The sequence below is a fragment of the Arthrobacter sp. CAN_A214 genome, from assembly GCF_015751955.1.
In the GTDB taxonomy this organism is placed as follows: domain Bacteria; phylum Actinomycetota; class Actinomycetes; order Actinomycetales; family Micrococcaceae; genus Arthrobacter_D.
Genome location: NZ_JADOUU010000058.1, coordinates 1 through 6,181, shown reverse-complemented (window position 1 = coordinate 6,181; position 6,181 = coordinate 1). Strand labels below are relative to the sequence as shown.

Sequence of the window (6,181 nt, the reverse complement as noted above, 5' to 3'; positions counted from 1 at the left end):
CCGGTCGACGCACCACCCGTGATCCTGCCGCCGGTCGACGCACCACCCGTGATCCTGCCGCCGGTCGACGCACCACCCGTGATCCTGCCGCCGGTCGACGCACCACCCGTGATCCTGCCGCCGGTAGACGCACCGTCAGTGGATGTTCCGATCATTCAGCCTTCAGGGGCTGCACCTGTAGCGGTGGTTCCAACTGTTCCGGCGCGACCCGGGAAAAATGCGGGAATGAACATTCAGACAGCTGTCGGGGCCGTTGCCGTGACCGCGGCTGAGCCTGGGCATCAGATGTCCGGCCGAAGCGTAGCTGCTGTGGCCCTCTCGGGTGGCCTCGTCTACGTCCTGACGCGCGAAATTCGCAAGGGGCGTCTGAATTAGCAGGTGAAAGCGTGCCGGTGGCCGAATGGTCACCGGCACGCATTCTATGACGACGCGGAAGCATGCTGGCCTCTTGAACCGGGGCCGACACGCTGCACCGGCTCAATGAAGGGTTGAAGCTAGATGAAACACGATTCACACCGCGGCGATACCCAGCCGCCACCAACGGATAGAACCACCCGACGTATCTGGGCCGGCTTCACCCTTGGCATGGCTACCCTCCTGACGGCCATGGCACTACTCATCTCACCCCTCCCGCAAGCAGCCACTGGCGAAAGCCAGCCCGCTGCAGCCCCTGGTTCTTCGGTAGCCGGTAGCTTTACCGCCAATACGCCCGCCGCAACCCCTGGTTCTTCCGCAGCCGGTAGCGTTACCGCCAGTACGCCCGCCACAACCCCTGGTTCTTCGGTAGCCGGTAGCGTTGCCGCCAGCGCGCCCGCTGCAGCCCCACAAACTGAAGAACCCACACGAACACCGGCATCCGAACCTTTGCCACTTTTGCCACCAGTGGAAAGAGCTCCGGCAACTGCATTTGAACCTGCAGCTGAACCCGCGGACGGCACGCACTATGAAGACACGCAGCGAGACGCTCCAGAGCCCGGATCAGCCAAAGAAACGCCAGCGCCGACCAACTCCACGGCCGGTAACCCCCTAATTCTGCCAGCAGCTCCTGCGTTGGAAGCGGCGCCTGTCGGCTCCGCCGCCAGCCAACCTCAAGCTGCGGCTGCAGCCGCAGCTCCGCGGCACATCACCTATCAAGGCATTGGCATGGACCTGGACATTCTGCCCCTGACCCCTACAGCAGGGGACCAGAGCAGCGGAACTATCATTCCTCCTGCGACACTTGACGCCTACTGGCTCACTCCCTACGGAACGCCCGGCACCGGATCCGTCAACACCACGTACATCGTGGGGCATAGCTGGGAAAACCGCGACTCCGCGTTCAACCGAGCCAGTTCCCAGGCCAAACCCGGAGACCTTTTCACGGTGACCACCACCACCGGAGAGGTTACATACACGGTAAATTCCGTCACCACCCACAACAAGGACACCCTGAACACCAGTGACATCTGGGACATCGTCCCTGGCCGGCTCATTCTGGTTAGTTGCTACACCGCTGACCTGTGGGGAAAGAACGTCGTCGTCACAGCCTCACCCCTCGGCTAGTGGCGGCCTTGCACGCGGGGATTCATTTGCCGCGGTCGTCGAGGAGGCGGAGGAAGTTACGAAGCCTCTCCGAGCGGGAACAGATTCATGACCTTCACGTTCCAGGGGACTCCATCCGGGCTATTGCTCGGGCCTTGGGTCGGGCACCGTCGACGATCGGGCGGGAACTGGACCGGAATACCGCCACCGCCGCTGGGTACCTGCCCTACGCTACTCACCGACGGAGCCCAGATCGGCGTCGTCCAGGAAGAAGAACCGCTCCAACACCGCCTGCTCCAGGGCCCGCGCCTCGAATCACCCGTACGAGGCCTCCTCGGCCGCAGTCGAATATTCACGTTCAGCCATACAGGCCCAACGAACCGAGACAACCATCATTACCACCGGAGATCGGCTTAGCGTGATAGTTGGGCCCATACCAGCCGGACTTCTACCCGGGGGCCCAACCAGTGACTTTCCCGAACATTGGTCCTCAAGCCCCTTCTTCCTGCGGAAGGAATTTCTGTCGGCTGACGCGGGCGTGGATGAAACGTTCACGGCCTACGCAGCAAGCCATTGTTATCCCTACCGGGAATGAGAGCCACTGTCAGTGCGATGTGGCAGACTCCGGTCATGACTATCTCGACCAGTGCTTATGCCCATGTTCGCTTGACTGTCACCGATATCGCAGCGTCGAGGAAGTTTTACGACGCCGTCTTCGGCTGGCCGGTTGCCTTCGACATTCCGGACGGGGCTGACGAGGAAACACGAAAGCAGCTCGACTTCCTGTACGACGGCGTCATCTACCAGTTGGGCAGCTCCCTGTTCGGCCTGCGGCCCGTCGCCCGCGACTCGTTCGATGAGGACCGCGTCGGCCTGGACCACGTGAGCTTCGCTGTCTCCGGGCGCGGGGAACTCGACAACGCCGTTGCAGTCCTCGACAACCTCGGCATCAGGCACGGCGGGGTCAAGGACATCGGCGCGGGCTACATCCTTGAGTTCCGCGACCCGGACAACATTGCCCTCGAGCTCGCAGCACCCAAGGCCTGATCTCGCGGGTGTGCCACCGCAGCGCCTCGTCCACGGCGGCGACCGCATGGAGACGGGTGGTCGGAAAGACCGGCACGGGGCTGTCCTCCTGGCCGATCAGTAGTTCGAGTTCGGTGCAGCCGAGGATGACGCCCTGCGCTCCCCTTGCGACGAGGTCGCGAATGATCTCAGCGAGTTCGTCCCGCGATGCATCGCTGATGACACCCAGCACGAGCTCCTCATAGATGATGCGGTGAATGCTCGCACGCTCGGGTCCCGGCGGGACCAGCACATCGATGCCGTACGCCGAGATGAAATTCCGGTAGAACGGCTGCTCCATGGTGAACGCCGTGCCGAGGAGCGCAACGGCCCCAAACCCTGCGTTCAGCACCTCGCGGGAGGCCACATCGCCGATGTGCAGCAACGGAATGCCGACCGCTTCCCGGACTTCCCGGGCCACGCGGTGCATCGTATTGGTGCAGAGCACAAGAAAATCGGCGCCCGCCGCTTCAAGGCCCTGCGCCTCGAGGGCCAGCAAGCGGCCGGCCTCTTCCCATTCGCCTGATGACTGCAGGGCTTCGATGTCGGCGAAATCGACCGACGTCATAACGCACCGCGCGGAATGCATGCCGCCCAGCCGTTCCTTCACGAGCCCAACTCTCCTGAAGGGGGACTATCTCACTAACGGTGTAAGAGCTATACCTGCAGTGGTTCATCCACCTGTGGGCAGGTGGAGCCCCTTGGGAGTCAGCTCAAAGCCGTCCACCTGTGGGTAAACCACTGCCATTGGTTTTCCTCGTGATGCGTGAAGAAGATGGGGGTGAATCCCCTCGAACAGGGCATTCCCGGACGATGAGGGCTCGTTCCCCCGAAAATAGTGAACCGGTGAACTTTTGGGCAGGTTAGTTGGTGTGGCTTTGGCGGCGGACGGTGTAGGTTCTACCGGCTGCGGCGAGGCCCTGATCCGGAATTTGCTGTACTGGATTAGCTAAGGATCGATGGGTAGAAGCGACGGGAGTACCGGGCCGCTCGGTACCGGCACTGGTCCCGGTGGCAGTACGGGCGGGTCAATTGGTGCGGGTACCGGCACGGTCGGAACCGGGGCCGGGCCATCCGATGGAGGCACCGGTTCGGGTTCGGGTGTGGGAACGGGGCTGGGCACAGGTGCAGGTGCCGGTTCAGGTGGCACTGGGGGCGCTGTCGGAACGCTCGGCGCCTGGCTCGGCGGGTCAGGCGCCACAGGCACCGGTGCCGGTGCCGGTGGCATTGGGGGTGCGGCTGGAACGTTTGGCGCGGGATCAGGCGCGCCGGGCACTACAGGCGCCGGCTGTCGTGTGGGTACCGGCAACACTGGAGCAGGAGCGTTAGGCAGCACGGGAACTGGCTGCCGTGGAGGCACTGGCAGCGCGGGCGCCGGGGTCGGGGCAGCAGGAGGCAGGACGGGCGCCGGCTGTGGTGCTGGTGTCGGCGAAGCAGTGGGGGGTTGTGGGGGCTCTGACGTAGGTGTGGGAGCCGATGGTGATTGTTCTGGGGCAGCGATTCTAGCTTCCAGGCCTGCCCGCAGGGCTGCGATAGCGGTTAGGATGCGTTCCCTTCGATCGGCTGGAACTGAACCGTTGTCAACCAGGACATCGAGCCGGAAAGCAAGGCCGTTCAGAGCTACCAGTGATGCACTGTAGTCCTCATTGATGGTTTGCCGGGTTACTGTCAGGACGTCCGCCTGGAGTTGTTCCGCTGCACGGGCATCGTAGTCCTCTGCCCCGCTGCATCCGGCAAGCACCACAATCACCAACGACGCCACCGCGGTTCTGCGGGTCCGGTTGAAGTGGCGCAGCTTGTTACGGCGGGCGGCCATCAAGGGTCCACGCTTTCCTGTAGGTCGATGAGTAGTTCGCCCAGTTCCCCGGATGCTGGGGGGTAATCCACGGGAACGCTTCGGGCCTGTCCATCCAAGACCAGCATCAGCAGCACGACGGCGAAGAGAATTCCGATTAGTGCTGCAAGAACAATCAGCACCCACCGCAGAACAGGCTTTCGATGGTGTTCTGCCACCAATGGATGTAGTTGAGTCGCAGTTTCCGTGGCGGTGTCAATTTCGAGCGATTCCGTGATGGGAGAGGATGATAAGGCGTCGTTCCGCAGTGACCCGACGGGTCCAAGTGCAGCCGGCGTGCCTTTTCCTTCGGCGCCTACGGCTCCGGGGACGACGTCTTCTGGCCGGGTGGGGTTGCCGCTGTCCTGTTCCGACGTTGTGTCGGGAAGGATGCGCGCTGCCGGTTGAGGAGTCACGTGCGATCCGCCGTGAGGTGTATCTTCGCTTCCGAAAAGGGCGTCGTTCTGGAGCGTTGCGGAGACTTCGGCAGCTGTCGGACGGGCTGCGGCGTCCTGGGCAGTCATGCGGGTGAGCAGCCCTACCCAGGTTTCGCCGATTGTTTCCGGGATGTCAGGGTTGCGGTGGAGACGTGCCACGGCTGAAGCCGCAGCCGGGCCGGGAAAAGCTGTGACTCCTGTCAGGGTTTCCAGGAGGACCAGCCCAAGGGAGTAAACATCGCTGGCTGAAGTGATGAGACCGCCCCGGGCCTGTTCAGGGCTGAAGTACGCGGCCGTTCCGATGGACTGTCCGGTACCGGTGAGACGGGATTCGTCAAGAACGCGGGCGATACCAAAGTCAGTGAGCTTGTAGCGGGTCCTCCCGTGGAGATTCTCATCGTTTGAGATGAGGATGTTCCCCGGTTTCACGTCCCGGTGAATGATGCCGCGCCCATGAATGTCGGCCAGAGCGTCAGCGATCCCGGACCCCAGGATCGCCGCCGTGGCCGAGGCGAACGGTCCCTGCTGCTTGGCGCGCTGCAGATCCGTTCCCCGGACCAGTTCCATCACCAGGTACGTTTGTGGATGCAAGGTACTGGTATCTGTTCCGATATCAAAAACAGTCACCAGGTTAGGGTGATTCAGCCCTGCCAAGACCTTTCCTTCACCATGCTGGCGTTGGGCATCGTCTTGCGTCGTCGAACCTGCCCGGAAAACTTTCACTGCCACTTCCCTGCCAAGCAGTTCATCCGTTGCCTGGTAGACAGAGGCCATGCCGCCTTGGCCGATCAGGACACCCAAGGCATACCGGTCACCCAGGACGATGGCTCCCTGCGACCTGGGACCGCCCACCGGGATGGCCGTATCAGGCGTGGAGCCCTCAAGTTGATCGCCAACGCTGCTCATTTTGTGACTCTACCGACAATACTGATGACCCGTTGATCCGTTCCCGGTGCGCGGTGGCAGAAAAAGCGTCGGGAAACTCTTCGCGGTATTGGCCGCCAAGCGTGTTCCCGACGCTTCCGGCGGAAAAGGAAAAACCCGGCCACTAGTCACTCACACGTGAGGTGGTGATGAAGCTACCGGTGGTTTCTGGGTCTCAGATGACGGTGAAGGCGCGGGGGCGGCATCATGCTTGATGAAAAATTCAATCGACTTCCTCAAGGTTTCTCACCGCCGTGCAAAGCAATCGTTGGGCACGTTCCAGGCCAATGCGTGAGGGCCGTAAAACCGGCTCATCGTAATTGAGGGTGTAGGTGGGGTCTGAAGCCGCCTGATTCGAGCAGGCTGCGGGCGATGTAATTGGTGAGGTTACGGAAGCCGA

General features: G+C 62.4%; 6 protein-coding genes. 4 read left to right on the top strand and 2 right to left on the bottom strand.

The genetic code is table 11. From position 1 onward, the window contains the following. The first annotated feature begins 225 nt into the window (after positions 1–225). The 4 genes from IWX65_RS17065 (at position 226) to IWX65_RS17050 (ending at position 2,568) form a co-directional block, all read left to right on the top strand. A complete protein-coding gene (locus IWX65_RS17065) occupies positions 226–375 on the top strand; it encodes a hypothetical protein (protein WP_196884749.1) in 150 nt (49 codons plus the stop codon). A 768-nt stretch (positions 376–1,143) separates the two neighbouring features. After that, positions 1,144–1,542: a sortase domain-bontaining protein gene (locus tag IWX65_RS17060; RefSeq protein ID WP_051476803.1), complete on the top strand. Its 399-nt coding sequence runs from the start codon at positions 1,144–1,146 to the stop codon at positions 1,540–1,542. Continuing rightward, entirely contained in the window at positions 1,500–1,943 is a 444-nt protein-coding gene (locus tag IWX65_RS18165) for a helix-turn-helix domain-containing protein (RefSeq protein ID WP_442858998.1), read from the top strand. The genes IWX65_RS17060 and IWX65_RS18165 overlap by 43 nt, the downstream gene beginning before the upstream one ends. A 208-nt stretch (positions 1,944–2,151) precedes the next feature. Beyond that, a complete protein-coding gene (locus tag IWX65_RS17050) occupies positions 2,152–2,568 on the top strand; it encodes a VOC family protein (protein WP_196823489.1) in 417 nt (138 codons plus the stop codon). Here IWX65_RS17050 and IWX65_RS17045 read toward each other — a convergent pair. Beyond that, positions 2,486–3,196: an aspartate/glutamate racemase family protein gene (locus IWX65_RS17045; RefSeq protein ID WP_334683974.1), complete on the bottom strand. Its 711-nt coding sequence runs from the start codon at positions 3,194–3,196 to the stop codon at positions 2,486–2,488. The genes IWX65_RS17050 and IWX65_RS17045 overlap by 83 nt on opposite strands. A 1,205-nt stretch (positions 3,197–4,401) precedes the next feature. Then, entirely contained in the window at positions 4,402–5,763 is a 1,362-nt protein-coding gene (locus IWX65_RS17040) for a serine/threonine-protein kinase (protein WP_196884748.1), read from the bottom strand. Between the last annotated feature and the right edge of the window lie 418 nt (positions 5,764–6,181).